Raw genomic sequence first — 220 nt, forward strand, 5'->3', positions numbered from 1 at the left:
ATGAGCCATGCAGGGCTCGAACCTGCGACCCTCTGATTAAAAGTCAGATGCTCTACCAACTGAGCTAATGGCTCTTAAATGGAGGTTAACGGGATCGAACCGCTGACATCCTGCTTGTAAGGCAGACGCTCTCCCAGCTGAGCTAAACCTCCAATTCGCATGGCGACGTCCTACCCTCGCAGGGAGAAACCCCCAACTACTATCGGCGCAAAGAAGCTTA

General features: G+C 52.7%; 2 tRNA genes. Both read right to left on the reverse strand.

Annotation, left to right across the window (positions count from 1 at the left end):
- Position 1: 1 nt before the first annotated feature.
- Positions 2-74, reverse strand: a tRNA-Lys gene (locus tag D3H64_RS10055).
- Positions 75-79: 5 nt separating this feature from the next.
- Positions 80-152 (reverse strand) — tRNA-Val (locus tag D3H64_RS10060).
- Positions 153-220: the final 68 nt, after the last annotated feature.

The sequence above is a fragment of the Atopobacter sp. AH10 genome (assembly GCF_003664595.1).
Taxonomy (GTDB): Bacteria; Bacillota; Bacilli; order Lactobacillales; family Aerococcaceae; genus Atopobacter.